The organism is Halobaculum magnesiiphilum (assembly GCF_019823105.1).
Classification (GTDB): Archaea; Halobacteriota; Halobacteria; order Halobacteriales; family Haloferacaceae; genus Halobaculum; species Halobaculum magnesiiphilum.
In genome coordinates this window covers 564,697-580,642 of the sequence record NZ_CP081958.1, presented here as the reverse complement: position 1 = coordinate 580,642, position 15,946 = coordinate 564,697, and the positions used below count along the sequence as shown (strand labels likewise).

17 protein-coding genes are annotated in these 15,946 nt (G+C 72.0%); 7 read left to right on the top strand and 10 right to left on the bottom strand.

Annotated features, from left to right (window positions below; all coding sequences use genetic code 11):
- Positions 1 to 12: 12 nt before the first annotated feature.
- The 3 genes from K6T50_RS03015 to aroA form a co-directional block, all read right to left on the bottom strand.
- Positions 13 to 1,248: an iron-containing alcohol dehydrogenase family protein gene (locus K6T50_RS03015; RefSeq protein WP_222607951.1), complete on the bottom strand. Its 1,236-nt coding sequence runs from the start codon at positions 1,246 to 1,248 to the stop codon at positions 13 to 15.
- Positions 1,249 to 1,308: 60 nt separating this feature from the next.
- Complete coding sequence (locus K6T50_RS03010) at positions 1,309 to 1,833, bottom strand: ester cyclase (RefSeq protein ID WP_222607950.1); 525 nt, start codon at positions 1,831 to 1,833, stop codon at positions 1,309 to 1,311.
- Between the two features lie 156 nt (positions 1,834 to 1,989).
- Positions 1,990 to 3,312 (bottom strand): 3-phosphoshikimate 1-carboxyvinyltransferase, encoded by a 1,323-nt coding sequence (aroA, locus tag K6T50_RS03005; protein ID WP_222607949.1) that lies wholly within the window; start codon positions 3,310 to 3,312, stop codon positions 1,990 to 1,992.
- Between the two features lie 183 nt (positions 3,313 to 3,495).
- On the opposite strand from aroA, the gene K6T50_RS03000 reads away from it, so the two are divergent.
- From K6T50_RS03000 to K6T50_RS02980, 5 genes are all read left to right on the top strand, one after another.
- On the top strand, positions 3,496 to 3,675 hold the full coding sequence (locus K6T50_RS03000; protein WP_222607948.1) for a hypothetical protein: 180 nt from the start codon (positions 3,496 to 3,498) through the stop codon (positions 3,673 to 3,675).
- A gap of 91 nt (positions 3,676 to 3,766) precedes the next feature.
- Entirely contained in the window at positions 3,767 to 4,975 is a 1,209-nt protein-coding gene (locus tag K6T50_RS02995; RefSeq protein WP_222607947.1) for a M24 family metallopeptidase, read from the top strand.
- A 1-nt stretch (position 4,976) separates the two neighbouring features.
- Positions 4,977 to 5,393, top strand: coding sequence for a hypothetical protein (locus tag K6T50_RS02990; protein WP_222607946.1), 417 nt, complete (start codon positions 4,977 to 4,979; stop codon positions 5,391 to 5,393).
- Positions 5,394 to 5,521: 128 nt separating this feature from the next.
- Positions 5,522 to 6,364, top strand: coding sequence for a prephenate dehydrogenase/arogenate dehydrogenase family protein (locus tag K6T50_RS02985; RefSeq protein WP_222607945.1), 843 nt, complete (start codon positions 5,522 to 5,524; stop codon positions 6,362 to 6,364).
- 117 nt (positions 6,365 to 6,481) lie between these two features.
- Complete coding sequence (locus K6T50_RS02980; protein WP_222607944.1) at positions 6,482 to 7,909, top strand: small ribosomal subunit Rsm22 family protein; 1,428 nt, start codon at positions 6,482 to 6,484, stop codon at positions 7,907 to 7,909.
- A gap of 32 nt (positions 7,910 to 7,941) precedes the next feature.
- Here the strand turns inward: K6T50_RS02980 and K6T50_RS02975 are convergent, their stop codons facing one another.
- The 5 genes from K6T50_RS02975 to K6T50_RS19110 all read right to left on the bottom strand — a co-directional run bounded on the left by K6T50_RS02975 (position 7,942) and on the right by K6T50_RS19110 (position 12,567).
- Positions 7,942 to 9,051 (bottom strand): ABC transporter permease, encoded by a 1,110-nt coding sequence (locus tag K6T50_RS02975; RefSeq protein WP_222608804.1) that lies wholly within the window; start codon positions 9,049 to 9,051, stop codon positions 7,942 to 7,944.
- Positions 9,052 to 9,136: 85 nt separating this feature from the next.
- On the bottom strand, positions 9,137 to 10,999 hold the full coding sequence (locus K6T50_RS02970; RefSeq protein ID WP_222607943.1) for a PrsW family intramembrane metalloprotease: 1,863 nt from the start codon (positions 10,997 to 10,999) through the stop codon (positions 9,137 to 9,139).
- The gene (locus K6T50_RS02965) at positions 10,996 to 11,904 is read right to left on the bottom strand and encodes an ABC transporter ATP-binding protein (RefSeq protein WP_222607942.1); all 909 of its coding nucleotides are present in this window, start codon (positions 11,902 to 11,904) and stop codon (positions 10,996 to 10,998) included. The genes K6T50_RS02970 and K6T50_RS02965 overlap by 4 nt, the downstream gene beginning before the upstream one ends.
- A 128-nt stretch (positions 11,905 to 12,032) precedes the next feature.
- Complete coding sequence (locus K6T50_RS02960) at positions 12,033 to 12,236, bottom strand: hypothetical protein (protein ID WP_222607941.1); 204 nt, start codon at positions 12,234 to 12,236, stop codon at positions 12,033 to 12,035.
- 202 nt (positions 12,237 to 12,438) lie between these two features.
- Entirely contained in the window at positions 12,439 to 12,567 is a 129-nt protein-coding gene (locus tag K6T50_RS19110) for a DUF7989 family protein (RefSeq protein ID WP_264083997.1), read from the bottom strand.
- A gap of 267 nt (positions 12,568 to 12,834) precedes the next feature.
- Here K6T50_RS19110 and K6T50_RS02955 point away from each other — a divergent pair, with 267 nt between their 5' ends.
- Entirely contained in the window at positions 12,835 to 13,524 is a 690-nt protein-coding gene (locus tag K6T50_RS02955; protein WP_222607940.1) for a carbonic anhydrase, read from the top strand.
- Positions 13,525 to 13,591: 67 nt separating this feature from the next.
- Positions 13,592 to 14,653 carry a DUF2891 domain-containing protein gene (locus K6T50_RS02950; protein ID WP_222607939.1) on the top strand — a complete coding sequence of 354 codons (1,062 nt, stop codon included), beginning with the start codon at positions 13,592 to 13,594 and terminating at the stop codon, positions 14,651 to 14,653.
- A gap of 38 nt (positions 14,654 to 14,691) precedes the next feature.
- Here K6T50_RS02950 and K6T50_RS02945 read toward each other — a convergent pair whose 3' ends face one another.
- On the bottom strand, positions 14,692 to 15,030 hold the full coding sequence (locus tag K6T50_RS02945) for a chorismate mutase (RefSeq protein WP_222608803.1): 339 nt from the start codon (positions 15,028 to 15,030) through the stop codon (positions 14,692 to 14,694).
- Between the two features lie 29 nt (positions 15,031 to 15,059).
- Positions 15,060 to 15,935, bottom strand: a complete 876-nt coding sequence (locus tag K6T50_RS02940) for a shikimate kinase (protein WP_222607938.1) — start codon at positions 15,933 to 15,935, stop codon at positions 15,060 to 15,062.
- Positions 15,936 to 15,946 lie beyond the last annotated feature (11 nt).

Sequence of the window (15,946 nt, the reverse complement as noted above, 5' to 3'; positions counted from 1 at the left end):
CCCCTCGTGGGATCAGAACGCTGCCTCCAGCACCGCCCGCGCGTCCGCCTCCGTGAGATCGTATCCGTCTGGCGCGTACGACAACAGCGAGTCGCCGGCGGTCACGCGCGCGGCCTCGTCGAGCCCGTCGGCGTCGACGCCGTCGATCGCCGACAGCGACGCGGGCAGGCCGAGCCCGTCGCGGATCCGTTCGACCTCGGCGATCGCTTCCTCGACCGCAGGGTCTTCGACGCCGCCGTCGCCGCCGTCGCCATCCACCTCGAAGGCCGCCGCCAGCAGCGAGAGGTCGACGCCGGCGTCGGCCATCGCCCGCAGCGCGTGGGGGGCGACCGCCGCGTGCGCGAGCCCCTGCTGGATCCCGAAGGCGTCGCGCAGGCCGTGGCCGAACGCGTGGATCACGTTGATAGTCATGTCGCCCGGGCGCGAGATGCCGTACTGCGCGAGAACGACCCCGGCGACCGCGCGGTCCATCGCCGCCGGGTCGTCGGTCATTTCCGGCAGCCCGTCGGCGAGCAGCCGGACCGCCCGCGTCGCGGTCGCGTCCGTGACGGCGGTCCGGGTACCGGCGTACAGCGACTCGATCGCCTTGTCGAAGCCGTTCATCGCGGACCCCGCGAGCACGCCCTCGGGCGTCGTCTCGAAGAGGTCGGGGTCGTAGAACAGCGCCTCCGGCATCAGGTCGCGGCCGCCGACGCCCGTGGAGACGACCCGAGTGCCGTCCGCCCCGTCCTCGCCGTCGTCGACCTCGGCGGCGATGCCGGCGATGACCGAGAGGTCCGCCCCCGCGAGCGTCGTCGGCACCGGGAACAGCGGCGTCAGGGAGGCGGGGTCCTCGGGCGTCGCGATGCCGCCGGTCTCGGCCACCTCCGCGCGGGCGTCCGCCAGCGACAGGTCGCGGGCGCGAAGCACCGACGCGACAGTCGCCACGTCGAGGCTGGAGCCGCCGCCGACCGGGACGAATGCGTCGGCGCCCAGGTCGTCCGCGCGTTCCGCGGCGCGGGCCGCCTCCCGCAGGCGCTTCTCCGTGGTCGTTCCGGCGAACACCTCCGCGAGGCGGTCGCCGAGGCCGTCGCCGACGGCGTCCATCAGCTCAGCGTTGGCGGCGACGTTGGAGCCGCAGACGACGAGCGCGGTGTCGCGGTCGCGCTCGTCGAGCGCGTCGCCGATGTCGGCGATACGGCCGCGACCGTAGTGGATCGTGCCGGGGTCGTAGTCGAACGCGAACGGCGGCGTGTCGAGGTCGGTCATGGCCGGATCGTCTCTCTCCCGGGCGAAAACGGCACCGACGGCGGAAGGGGGACCGGCCGCTCAGTGGAGCCGCTGTCGGCCGCCGAGGCGCCACCGGAGTTGCCTCACCGCGATCCGAGTCATCGCGCTCGGTCCCGTCGGGAGATTGTCGAGCTGCTCGACGATCCCGAGCGCGTCCGCGAGCACCCAGGTCTCGGCGATTCGGCCGCCTTCGACCCGGTAGATGCCGAACTGCGGCACCTCGAAGCGCCGCCCCGTCGGGGCGATCTCGCGACCCTCCATCCGCATCGGCCCGACGTTGTGCCCGCTCGCGGTGGCGTACGCGGCGATGCGGTCGCCCGATCGAACGGACTGCTCGACCGTGACGGTCACGTCAGCGAAGCTCCCCTCGTTGCCCTCGGTCAGTTCGACGATCGCGGCCCGACCCTCCGTATCGAGCGGCCACCGCGGCCGGTGGAGCACGCAGTCGTCCGTCACGAGGTCACTCATCCGGTCGGCGTCGCCGGCGACGAACGCCGTCAGGAACGCCTCGACGACCGCCTCGTCGGGCTCAGCCACGGTTCCGCCGACGTCCTCGGTTGCCATGAGTAGATCACCGATCTGTGAAGTATGTTGTGTAGTAGCAAAGCTGTTCGGATCGAGAGCCTCGCGGCGTCGACGGACTCGCCGCTCCTCGGATCCGGCGAGTCAGACGAGGCCGGCGGAGCGACGCGTCGTCGCCCCGCGGGAGACGGAACCGGCCTATTCCACCGACACGTCCGCGCCCAGTTCCCCCATCGTCGCGAAGAAGCCGGGGAACGACACGTCGACGTGTTCGGCGCCGGTGACCGTCGTCTCCCCGTCGGCGACGAGGCCGGCGACGGTCAGCGCCATCACGAGCCGGTGGTCGCCGCGGCCGTGGACCGTCGCGCCGACGAGGTCGGAGTCGCCGCCGTGGACCGTCAGCGAGTCCTGCGTCTCGGTCACCTCGGCGCCCATCGCCTCCAGCGACTCGGCCATGGCGGCGACGCGGTCGGTCTCCTTGTAGCGGACGTGCTCGGCGTTCACGATCCGCGTCTCGCCGTCGGCGACGGCACCGAGCACGGCGATGGTGGGGAGGAGATCCGGCGTGTCGCCCACGTCGACCTCGACCCCGGAGAGGTCGCCGCCGCGGACGGTGATCTCGCCGGCGCCCTCGTCCCAGTCGATGTCGGCGCCCATGCGGTCGAGCACGCCGACGATCGCTGAGTCGCCCTGCGCGCTCGGGCGGGCGCCCTCGACGACGACCGACTCGGCCTCGGCGACGGCGACCGCGCCGGCGGCGAGCAGGTACGACATCGACGAGAAGTCGCCCGGGACCGCGTACTCGTCGGCCTCGTAGGTCTGCCCGCCGGGCACGCGAAAGCCCGTCTCCGTGCGCTCGGTGTAGACGCCGAAGTCGGCGAGCACTTCGCGGGTGATCTCGACGTACGGCGCGGACTTGAGTTCGGTTTCGAGATCCACCTCGATCCCCTCGTCGGTGACGGCGCCGGCCATCAGGAGCGCGGTGACGAACTGTGAGGACACGTCGCCGGGGATGGCGACCGTCCCGCCGGCCATCGCGTCGCCGACGACCAGCGGCGCCTGCCCGTTGCGTCGGGTCGACTCGGCCCGGCCGCCCAGGCCCGCGACGGCGTCGAGGAGCGGCCCCTGCGGGCGCGAGCGCAGCGATTCGTCTCCGGTGAGCACGGCGAGGCCGTCGGTCAGTCCGGCGGCCGCGGTGACCAGTCGCATCGTCGTCCCCGAGTTGGCACAGTCGATCACGTCGTCGGGGGTGTTCGGTCGCCCCGCGAAGCCTTCGACCTCGACGGCGCTCGCGCCGCCGTCGTCGTCGCCCTCCGTGTCGCTCCCACCGACCCACGCGACCTCGCCGCCGAACGCCTCGACGGCCCGTCCGGTCGCCCGCGGGTCCGCGGAGTCGAGCGGGTCCGTGACGGTCGTCCCCGCGCCGTAGCCGGCGGCGAGGATCGCGCGGTGCGTGTAGCTCTTCGACGGCGGGGCGCGCGCGCGGCCGGCGACCCGCGAGGGGGAGACGTGTGCGTCCATGTGGCGCAGGTGCGCCCGGCCGGGCAAGTGTGTACCGACCGCGACAGCGGTTGCGGATTCGGCGACAGTCCTGTTCGTCACTTATCGTCCCCGAGAGGCCCTGTTGACGGGGTACACGGCCACACGTGACACACCGAAATAGTTGGGAAGAAATAATACAACACATGTAGTACATGATTGCTCATGGACGAATCGCACGCGGAGTGCCTCCTCGACGAGCTCCTCGACCGCGGGATGATCCCCGGGGATCGGATCGACGGCGTGGAGCGACTCCGGGACGCGGGGGAGGTCTGGCGGGCGCTCGAGTACGCGATGAACGGCGAGATCAGCGAACGGTGGCCGGCGGAAGCAGAGCGCACCTGACGGTTGGGCGCGACGCGGCGCGCTCGCGCGGGTTCGCGGCCGAATTCCCGGGACGAAAACGACTATCCCGCCGGTCGCCACATCCACCAGTATGACACGTAGCCTCGTCGCCCTCGACGACCTGCTCGCGGCGACGGACGCCGACGCGTACTGTATCGACGCCGGAAGCGACGACTCGAACCAGCTGTACCTCTCGGGGTTCGACGCCCCCGACCCCTTTTTCACCGCCTACACCGGCGACGAGCTCGCCGTGCTCGTCTCCGGGCTCGAATACGGGAGGGCGAAGAAGGAATCCCACGCCGACACCGTCGGGCGGCTGTCGACGTACGACTACGCCGAGCGGGCCGCCGAGGAAGGACAGGCCGCGGCGCAGGCTGGCGTGTACGCCGACTTCCTGGCGGACCTGGAAGTCGAGTCGACGCTCGTCCCCGAGCGCTTCCCGGTCGGCGTCGCCGACGCCCTCCGCGAGGCGGGGATCGCCGTCGACGTGGACCGCGACGACGTGATCGAGACGGTCCGCGCGACGAAGACCGAGGAGGAACTGGACGCCGTCCGACGGGCGACCGACGCCAACGAGACCGCCATGGCGGCCGCCGAGGAGCTGATCGCCGCGGCCGACGTGGCCGACGACGGCACGCTCGTCATCGAGGAGAGAGAGGGCGGCGAGGACGGCGGGAAAACCTCGCTCACCAGCGAGCGCGTCAAGGAGGAGATCGAGGTCACCCTCCTCCGGCACGGCTGCGCGCTCGACGAGACGATCGTTTCCTGCGGCGCCGACGCCGCCGACCCCCACGACCGCGGGTCGGGCCCGCTCGAAGCCGGCGAGAGCATCATCGTCGACATCTTCCCGCGCGAGAAGGCGAGCAAGTACCACTCTGACATGACCCGCACGTTCGCGAAGGGGGAGGCGAGCGACACGATCGCCGAGTGGTTCGCGTTGACCGAGAAGGCGCTGGAGGCGGCGCTGGACGCTGTCGAACCGGGCGCCACGGGCGCCGAGGTGCACGCGGCCGCCTGCGACGTGTACGAGGATACCGGCCACCCGACGCTGCGCTCGGACCCGGACACCGAGACGGGATTCATTCACTCGACGGGCCACGGCGTCGGCCTCGACGTACACGAGCGGCCGGGACTCAACCCCCGCGGGGAGGAACTGGAGCCGGGACACGTGATCACCGTCGAGCCCGGCCTGTACGACCCCGACGTGGGCGGCGTCCGCATCGAGGACATCGTGATCGTCACCGAGGACGGCTACGAGAACCTCACCGGCGACTACCCCGTGGAGCTGGTGGTGGAGTGACGTGACGAGCGATCCCGACGCGCCGACCGCCGGCGACGCTGCCGGCGTCGACGCGGACGCAGACGAACTGACCGACGCCGTCGTCGCCGTCTGTCAGCAGGCCCCCGACGGCGTCCGTACCTACACCATCGAGATCGACGCCAGCGACGTCGACGGCGCCGAGATCGTCGAGGTCGCGCCCGGACTGCTGGAGGCGCATTTCGAGGTCGTCGAGGGCGGTGTCGGTGCCGACAGCGTCACCGTCCGCGCGGTCGACTTCCGCGGGGAAGCGCGCACGGTCGACTCGGAGACGCTGGTCGGCGTGCGGTTCGCCGATCCGGTGTCGCTGTCGGAGGTGCGGATGCGCCTCCGTTCCGCCGAGGATCACGGCGGCGACACACTCCCGTCGGAGTGGTTCCGGATCGCGGCGGTGGAGTAGCTCCAGAACGCGGCCGTGGAGGAGCACCGGAGCGCGGCCGTGGAGTAGCTCCGGGCCCCCACAGTCGGGGTGGCGACACCGTCGCCCCGACCGATACCCTTTCGGTCGCCACACGGATACCGAACGGCATGAAGCTGCTCGTCGTCGGCGCCGGGGAGATGGGCCGGTGGGCCGCGCGGACCCTCCGCCCGGTCAGCGAGCGCGTCGCGCTCGCGGACACGAACCCCCAGACCGCGATGGACGCCGCCGAGGACGTCGTCGACGGCCGCGTCGTCCCGGTCGACACCGACGAGTCGTTCGACTGCGTCGTGCTCGCGGTGCCGATCCCCGTCGTCGCCGACGCGGTCGCGAAGTACGCCGACAACGCCGCGGGCGGGGCACTCGTCGACGTGTCGGGCGTGATGGCCGAGCCGCTCTCGGCGATGGCCGACCACGCCGCCGGCGAGTACGCCAGTTTCCATCCGCTGTTCGCGCCGCCGCGCGGCCCCGGCCGGATCGCGTACGTCCCCGGTCGCTCCGGCCGAACCGTCGATCGGGTCCGCGAGCGGTTCGCGGCCGTCTGCAACGAGGTGTTCGAGACGACCGCGGCCGAGCACGACGACGCGATGGCGAAGGTCCAGACGGGCGCCCACACCGCCGTCCTCGCGTACGCCCTGGCCGCCGGCGACGTGGACGAGCGCTTCCACACGCCCGTCTCCGAGCCGCTCGCCGAGATCGCACGCACCGTCACCGAGGGCGAGCCACGCGTGTACGCCGACATCCGCGAGACGTTCGACGGCGACGACGCGGTCGCGGAGGCGGCGCGGGCCGTGGCGGCCGCCGACCGCGACGAGTTCGCGGCGCTGTTCGAGCGCGCCGGCGACGCCGTGAACACCGAGTCGCGAGTGGACGGCGACGACGGCGACGATGCCGGCACCGAAGCCGGAAACGACGAGCGGACCGACGGCCCCGCGTCGCGCGTCGACGAGTGAGGCCGTCGAGACAGAACCGTTACCCACGCCGACCGAGTAGCCGCCGGTAATGACTCACTCGCCGCAGGCTGTCCCGTGTCCGCGGCCACGACCTCAGGCGGCCGCGGGGTGGTCGCCGTGAGCGTCGACCGCGAGGCGCTGCGCGACACCGCGAAGTACCTCCGCAACGCCCGGCCCGTCGACCCCGAGGAGGTGTACGAGTACCTCCCCGACCGACCGCACCCGGCGGTCGTGCGCACCGCCCTCCGCGAGGAGGCGTTCGATCTGGGCCTCTACGAGCGCGAGGACGGCACCTTCGTCCCCGCGAACGACGACCCCGTCGACCCGCCTGGCTGGTCGCCCGAGGCGTTCCCCGACGAGCACGCCGAGGCGATCGAGGACCTGCTGTTCGAGCGCTACGGCCTCGACTGGCACGAGGGCGACTCCGGCGACGCGCTCCGGGAGACGATCGACCGGCTGAAGGAGGACTACTACCGCGGGCGCCCCGTCGAGTACGACGCCGACGCCGCGCTCGCGTACGCGGTCTACCACCAGCCGGACTTCTACGCCGCCGTCGGCTACGTGCTCGACCGGCTCGCGGACCGCGGACTGCTTCCCCGGACCCTCCGCGTGCTCGACGTGGGCGCGGGAACCGGCGGCCCCGCCCTCGGGCTGTTCGACTACCTCCCCGACGACGCACTGGTCGACTACCACGCGATCGAGCCGAGCGCGAACGCCGACGTGCTGGAGGAGGTGCTCGCTGACACCCGGCCGAACGTCCACACGACGGTCCACCGCGAGAGTGCCGAGGCGTTCGACCCGAACGTTGTCGGCGAGATGGACCTCGTCCTCTTCGGCAACGTCCTCTCGGAACTCGACGACCCGGCGGCGGTCGCCTCGCGCTATCTCGACGCGCTCGCCGCCGACGGCTCCTGTGTCATGCTGGCGCCGGCGGACCTGAACACCTCGACGGAACTGCGACGCGTCGAGCGCGCCCTGACGCCGCCCGAGGGCGACGTGAGCGTGTACGCGCCCGACCTGCGGCTATGGCCCGGCGACGCCCCCGAGGATCGCGGGTGGTCCTTCGAGGAGCGCCCGGATCTCGCGACCCCCGGCTTCCAGCGGACGCTCGACGACGCCGCGGCGCGCGCGTACGACGAGGAGCCCGGAACCTACGTCAACACCGACGTGAAGTTCTCGTGGGCGATCCTCCGGCCCGACGGCGAGCGCCGCCATCCGGTCGTCGCCAGCGCCGAGCGCTACCACCGCCTGGCCGACTCCGAGGAGCACGTCACCGACCGGGTGAACCTCCTCGCGGTGAAGCTCTCGGGCGACCTCACCGACGACGCGGACGCGAACCCGCTGTTCAAGGTCGGCGACGGCAGCGAGCGGCTGGAGCACTACCTCGTGCTCACGGGCGAGTCGTCGCTCAACCGCGACCTGCGCGAGGCGCCGTACGGCGCGATCCTCTCGGTCGAGAACGTCCTGATCCTCTGGAACGACGACGAGGGCGCGTACAACCTCGTGTGCGGCAAGGAGACGGTCGTGGACATCGTCGCGGCCTGAGCAAGCCGAACCCGTACGGGCGTCCCGGCGGCTCAGGCAGGGCCGTAGCGTGCCACGCCGGCGCGGGCAACCGCGACGGCGACCCCGCCGGCGACGACGACGGCGACGATCGCGAGATACGACGCGGGGTCGGCGCTGCCGACGGCCAGCTTCGCGGCGACGTTCGCGGGGTTGACCGGCGACAGTGCCGCCGCGCCGAACAGCCCGAGCACGCCCAGCGAGTACACCGTCTGCGCGGCCCGTCGATCGGGCGCCGTGAGCGCGAGCGCCGCGCCCAGCGCCGTCACCAGGGCGGCCAGCCCCGCGGTGAGCGCGAGCAGTCCGACCACCCCGGCGACGGTGCCGATCGCGGTCGGCGACGGCGCGATGGCGGTCCCGTTGGCCGACAGCAGCGCGAGCCACAGCGCCGCCTGCATCGGGGCGAGGCCGGCGGCCGCCAGCAGCTTCCCCTCGACGATGTCGGTCATCGTGACGGGGGCGACCCGGAGCAGTTCCAGCGTCCCGCGCTCCAGTTCCTCGGTGAGCGAGTCGACCGTCACCGAGCCGGCGATGAACACCGGGAGGAACAGTAGCAGAGGAACGAGCACCGTGTAGGTGAACCCGAAGTACGGCGACGAGCCCGCCCGCGGCGGCAGGTCGAGGACCGCCGCCGAAAGCGACGCCGAGCGCTGGTCGCGCTCCAGACGTTCGAACGCCCGCAGCGCCTCGCGGGCGCGCACGACGACCAGCGTCGTTCCGACGTTCCCGTCGGGCACGAGCACCCGGACCTCCAGGGTGCCCCGTTCGGTCGCGGTCGACAGCAACGCGGCGTCGGCCCGACCCTCGGCGAACGCGTCGGCTGCGGCCTGCCGGGTCGGGTACCGCTCGGCCTCCATCCCGTCGGTCTCCCCGACTGCGCGCAGCAGGTCGCCCGCGTCGTCGCCGGCGACGGCCGTGTCGACCGAGTAGTTCGCCGCGGCGCCGGGGTCGTACAGCGAGACGAGCCCGACGACGAGGAACGACGAGAACGCCGCGACGAACAGCTGGATGAGCAGCGCGAGCACGATGGTCTTCTCCGACCGTAGCGACGCCAGCTCCCGCCTCGCGATCGTCCAGCGGGGATCGCGTCCGGCGCGGTCGCCCGCGGCGACGGTGCCCGGGATCGGGTTCGGGGTGTCCTCCGCCGATGCGTCGGCGGGGACGCCGTCGGCGACCGGGACGCTCTCCTCGCCGTCCCTCTCGCGATCGCTAGCCAAGGACGCTCACCACCGTGAGGTCGTAGGCGAAGTGGATCGCCATCGCGACCAGGAGCGTGGCCGTCCACGCGCGCCAGCCGCGCGTCGCGCCGACGGCGCCGACGGCCGCCGTGACGACGTGCAGGAGGAGCGGGAGCGCCAACAGCGCGAGGCCGAGCGCCGGACCGAACTCCGCGCCGACGCCGGCGGTGCCGAACGCGGCCTGCCCGAGCGGGAGCGAGCCGAGCCCGACGACCTGAACGATCGCCGTCGCCTTCTCGGCGAGGAAGAAGCCGGCGCCCGACAGCGCGCCCAGCTTCAGCGCCGTGGGGAGGTCGCGCTCGAAGCGCGACTGGTGGAACCCCGCGAAGATCGCGACGCCCTTCGCGATCTCCTCGACGACCGCGACGATCACGAGCAGCCCGACGACCGCGGCCGCCTGCGGCAGCGCGAACAGCAGCGCGACCCCGAGCAGCTCGGCGACGAACACGAACGGGATCGACAGCGCCGACAGCAGCGCCACGTCGCGGGGGCGGTGCAGCCGCACCGCGAGCGCGTCGAGGAACTTCAACGGCACCGACCGCTGAGTGAACATGTCCTCCTCGCGGTAGACGCCGACGCCCATGGCGAACAGCGTCGCCGCCGTGAGGTAGAACGGCCCCGTCGAGAACAGGTACTCCCCGAGCACGACCGCCTCCCCCTGGAGGTCGCGGACGACGATCGTCAGCGGCGAGATGAGCGCGATCGGCGTCACCGTCGCGAAGATCGCGGGGACGAACGCGTACGTCGTCAGCGTCACGGAGACGGTGACGGTGACGAAGGTGAGCTCCTTGAACGAGCGCGCGAACATCGCGCCGACGAACGTCGACGCGAGGAACACGAGCGCGATGGGGAACACCGCCGCCACCGAGAGCGGGCCGCCGCCGACCCCCGCGGCGATGAGCGCCGTCGCGAGGAGCGCGACCGCGGCGTACGGCAGGGTCTTCCCGGCGACGATGTCGCCCGGCGACAGCGGCGCGACGAGCAGCAGCTCCCCCCGGCGGTTGATCCGCTCGTTGAGGACCGTGGAGCCGTACGCCTGGATCACGAAGTTCATCGGCACGAGGAAGGCGAACGCGAGCACGAGCGAGGAGAACGGGAACGGCGGGGAGATCTCCGCCGGCGACCCGGTCGGCTGGCCGCCGAACAGCGGCCCCGCGACGCCGCCGAAGTCGGGGACACCGAGCCCGTCCCCGGATCCGTCGCCCGCGGCGGGTCCGGAGCCGCCGGATCCGTCGCCGGCGCCGCCGGGTCCGGCGCCTCCGGCGTCAGCTTCGCCGTCGCCCCCGTCGCCTCCCGCGCCGGCAGCCCCGTCGCTGGCGCCGACGCGCTCGCTCGCGCGTTCGACGTAGCTGAGGGTGACGCCGACCGGGAAGGCGGCCGACTGGTTCTCCTCCGCCAACAGGAGCTGTGTGTTGTGCCGCTCGACGGCCGACCGGAACGCGCCGAGGGCGGCCTGTCCCTTCCGGGTGTCGGCCACCGAGACGGTCGCCTCGCGGTCGGTCGGGTCGCGGTCGTCGACGTACACGTCCGCGCCCGGCGCGCCGACGGGCACCGCCTCCAGCGGCGTGGAGTCGCTCACGGGGTCGTGGTACGGGCTGTCCGGACTGACCGCGACCGCGTAGATGTCGTCGTCGAGGGCGACGCCGCCGGCGAACAACCCGCCCGCGGCGACGCCCACCGTCAACAGGAGCGCGACGGCGCCGAGGGCGGCGGTCTTCCGGTCGACGGTGCCGGTCGTCCGCGACACCTCCCAGCGCGCGACGCGGCCCGTCTTTCGGGCGTGCCGGCGGGCGGCGGCGAGGAGCGCGCGAACGACCGCGCCGGGGCGACTCACTCCCCGACCTCCCCGGGGTCGGTGCGGCGGCTTCCGGGCATCGGCTGGCCGGCCACGTCGAGGAAGATCTCCTCCAGCGTCGACTCCCGCGTACGAATGTCGACGACCTCGCCGCCGGCGTCGGCCGCCGCCCCGCGGATCGCCTCGACGGCGTCCATCGAGTCGACGGTCGACACGTGGCGGTCGCCGTCGGGCTCGCTCCCCTCGACGGGGACTGTCGTGAACACGCGGTAGGTCGTCTCCCCGTGCTCGGCGCGGATCTCCTCGACGGTGCCGCGCGCGACGATCTCGCCCTCGTTCATGATCACGACGCGGTCACAGACCGACTCGACGTGATAGAGGTTGTGCGCCGAGAACAGCACGGTCTTGCCCGCGTCGGCGAGGTCGCGGACGTACTCCAGCACGTAGTTGGTCGTGAGTGGATCGAGCCCGGAGGCCGGCTCGTCGTAGATCAACACGTCGGGGTCGTTGACCAGCGACCGGGCGATCGCGACCTTCCGTTTCATCCCCTTCGAGACGTCCCCCAGCCGACGGTCGCGGTGCTCCAGCTCGAGATCGTCGAGCGCCGTCTCGATCCGTTGGTTCGCGGTCTCGCGCGGCACGTCGTACAGGTCCGCGAAAAAGCGGAGGTAGCTCCGCGCGGTCATGTCCTCGTACAGCGGCGACTCCTCCGGGAGGAATCCCAGGGCGGTGCGCGTCTCCGGGTCGCCCGCGGGCTCGCCGGCGACGCGGACGGTGCCGGCGGTCGGCTCGATCAGCCCCGCGAGCGTCTTGAGCGTCGTCGTCTTGCCCGCGCCGTTCGGGCCGACGACGCCGAATATCTCCCCAGGCTCCACGTCGAAGGTACTCCCGTGCACGGCGACGAAGTCGCCGTACACCTTCCGCAGGCCGTCGACGGTTATCACACCGTCCGATTCGCCCCCGCCGATAAGAGGCCGTCGCCGCGCCTATCGGCCGTGAGAACGCCGCCCCGGCCGAGTCACCCGGGCAGTCGACTCGCTTCGACTGCCGACTCATCACTTCCGCAGCCGGCTCACTCCCGCGGACGGTACTCCACGCAGCCGAACGTCGTGTACTGCTCGGGAATCCCGACCGTCTCGGAGCCGTCGGACGGAGCGTCGACGCCGTACGGGAGGTCGGCCGATTCCGGCGTCTCCGGGCGTTCGTCGGGCGACCACGCGTCCGCGTCGGTCGCGACCGCCGCCGCGTACGAATCGAAGGTGACCTGCTGGGGCATACTACATCGTTCGGGCTCATCCACAATATGTCTTTCCGTCGATTACTCTATACTGAGTAAAGATTTATTCGGGGTGGTAACCCGGGTCACGGACCGAGCGGTCGCTGTTCGGTCGTGGGAACGAGTGCCGACGCGGTGGCCGGGCTTGGCGGCCGCTCTAGTGGTGGGATTCTCCGAGGGGCCTATCGATCGCAGTGAGAAGTCAGTCGTCGTCGCGGTCGCCGCCGTCCGCTCGCGGTTCGGGTTTCTCGCCGCCTCGTTCCCAGACGGGGTCCGCGGAGGCGCCGTGCGGTGCGGTGTGGCTGATGTCGCCCATCGTTCGCTCTGTCATCGTGCCTCCGAAAAACACCTCCCGGTATTTCAGCGTTGCATGGAACTACCTTAGACACACAGTACCATATTAGGACCATAATACCATACCGGGTCGCGAGTCGACGCGCGATCAGAACCCCGACGGGCGCACGGCTCGGAGCCCCTCCTTCGTTCAATTTCGGTCGCCGTGCGCGTGAAGCTCGACAGTCACCGGTCGGTCGCGAACCGACGCCGGTGCTCGGTCCGACGAGCCAGACATATGTACGCGGACGCGGACCACGTGCGTATGAACCGGACGGCGGTCGATCTGTTGGCCGACAACGCCGGGCACGCCCGCGCGTTCGCCGGTCGCTTCGACGAGGTACAGGACGGACAACAGCCCGAGGCCGTGACGGTCTGTTGCTCGGACTCGCGGGTGCTTCAGGACCACGTCTTCGGCAACGACACGCCCGGACGGCTGTTCACCTGCGGCAACATCGGCAACCGGGTCGTCCAGCGCACCGACGCCGGCGAGGCCGTCTCCGGCGACGTGTTGTACCCGCTAGCACACGCCGGGACGCGGACCGCGGTCGTGGTCGGCCACACCGGCTGCGGCGCCGTGACGGCGATGTACGGCGCGCTCACGGGCGACTTCGACGCCGACGACGAGCCGGCGGGGATCCGCCACTGCGTCGACCTGCTCGCCCCGCATCTCGAACCCGGCGTCGACCGGCTCCCCGATGGCCTCGACGACGCCGAGGCCGTGAACCGGCTCGTCGAGTACAACGTCGACCGGCAGGTCGACCACCTGCTCGGGAGCGACGACGTGCCCGAGGAAACGGACGTTATCGGAGTCGTCTACGACTTCCAGGACGTCTACGGCGGCGAGCGCGGCGAGATCCACGTGATCAACGTCGACGGCGAGCGCGACCCCGAGACGCTGCGGGCCGAACACGGAGCCGTCGCCGACCGGATCCGCCGCCTGTGGACGTACTGACCGAACCGAGTGTGACCGCGTCGCACGCGGGCGACCGATTGAACTCGGTTCGGGCGGACCCCGCCGTATGGACGACCTCTCGCCGCCCGACGACGAGACGCTGATCGCCGGTCGCGCCGACTGGATCGGCGCGGACGCGGCCGCGCGGCTCACCCGACATCCGCTCGACGGCGTCGACACCGAGTACCCTCACGCGACGGGCGCGATCGAGGGGCCCGACGACGTGACGCCGCCGCGCGAGCGTCACCCCGTCTTCTACGGCTGCTTCGACTGGCACTCGGCGGTCCACAGCCACTGGTGTCTGGTGCGGGCGCTGCGGCTGTTCCCCGACCACCCCGACCGCGAGGCGATCGCCCAGGGGATCGACGAACGGTTGACCGCCGAGCACGTCGCCGGCGAGCTCGCGTGGTTCGAGAACCGCGAGACGTTCGAGCGGCCCTACGGCTGGGCGTGGCTGCTCGCGCTCGCCGCGGAACTCGACCGGTGGGACGACCCGCGGGCGGCGCGGTGGGGCGACGCGCTCGCGCCGCTGGAGGAACGGGTCCGTGACCTCGTCGTCGAGCGGTTTCTCCCGATGGATCGACCGTTCCGCGTCGGGACGCACGGCAACTCCGCGTTCGCGCTCTCGGTGATCCTCGATTACGCCCGGTCGGTCGGCGACGACGCGCTCGAACGGAGCGTCGTCGAGACGGCGCTGGCGTTCTACCGCGACGACGCCGACGCGTCCATCGGAAACGAGCCGCTGGGGTGGGACTTCCTCTCGCCCGCGCTCGCGGAGGCCGACCTCATGCGGCGCGTCCTCGACGGCGACGCGTTCGCGACGTGGGCCGACGGCTTCCTCCCCGACGCGGACACGCTTCCCGCGCCCGTCTCCGTCGCCGACGGCGAGGACGGGGTGGCGCTCCATCTGGTCGGTCTGAACGTCTCGCGGGCGTGGGCGCTGGCGGGCGTCGCCGACGCGCTGCCCGCCGGGTCGCGGCGGACGGCGATCAGGGAGGCCGCCGTCGCGCACGCCCGCCGCGGCGTCGAGGAGGCGTTCACGGACGACTACGCGGGCTCGCACTGGCTGTCCTCGTTCGTCTGCTACCTCCTCACGCGCGAGGAGGGCGGTATCGGACCCGTCGCGTGAGGCGTTCGGGAGAAGGGCCGCAGGTTATCGGATTCCGGCTACCTGTTCTCCCGCTGCTCGACCTTGTTCAACTCGATCAACAGCCGGAAGATCGCCTTCACGAGGTTCGCGTCCACCTCGAAGCGCTCGGCGTTCTCGCCGGCGCGGTCCATCACGGCCTGCTCTTGGGTCTCGTCGGTCGTCGGCAGGTCGCGTCGCTCCTTCACATCGGCGATGGTGTCGGCGACGTACGTCCGCCGCGCGATGAGCTCGACCAACTCGCGGTCGATGTCGGCGATCTCCTCGCGCAGTTCGTCCAGGCTCATCTCCTGGAGCTCGGCCGGTACGTCGTCTGTCCGCCGCGTCTCGTCGGTCAGGTCTGAGTCCTCGTAGCTCATGGGTTCGGTGTCGTCGTGTCGCGTGTCGTTCACAGCACTCGCGCTCCGGTCTCGCGTGTCCGGATCAGCCGCGTCTCCCCGTCCCGGTCGTCCCACCGCTCGCGCACGTCCGCCAGCGCCTCGCGGTCGCCGACGGCGACGACGCTCGGCCCGGTCCCCGACAGCGAGACGCCGGCGCAGTCGGTCATCGCCTCGACCGCGGGGTCGGTCGGGAACCCCAGCGCCGCCGAGAAGGCGAGCCCGTTCACCGTCATCGCCCGCGCGCAGTCGCCGTCGAGCGCCAGCTCGGTCGCCAGCTCCGCCATCGGCGCGACGCGCTCGCACGCGGCGGTGTCCGCGTCGGCCGAGTACGCGCGCTGAGGCGGCGTCCACACGAGCGCGTGCTCGGCGAAGGGGTCGTCGCGGGCGAGGAGCTCGTCCTCGCGGTTGTCGGTGACGGTGACGCCGCCGAGCATCGACGCCGAGGCGTCGTCGAACGCGCCCGTCACGGTGACGCCGGCGTCGCGCGCGGCGCGCACGCCGACGCGGCACGCCTCCGTCTTCGTCACGTCGGCGTCTGGGTCGTTCGCGACGTCCAGCCCGAGCGCCGACAGCGTCGCCACCACGGTCGCGTTCGCGGCCGCGCTCGAACTCTTCAGCCCCGCGGCGGTCGGCACCTCGCTTTCGGTCTCGACGGCGCCGCCCTCGTCGGCGCCGTAGCGGTCGACGACGCGCTCGACGCACCGCTCGATCAGCGTCGTGTCGCCGTCGGGCGCGCCGGCGATTGCGCCGGTCACGCCCTCGGCGTCGGGGTCGAGTTCGACCGTCGCGGTCGTCTCCAGATCCAGCGCGAACGCGGCGCCGCGACCCGTCGCGAGGGCGTTGACGACGGTTCCGGCGCCCGGCGCGGCGGCGCGTCCTTCCATGAATCGACGCG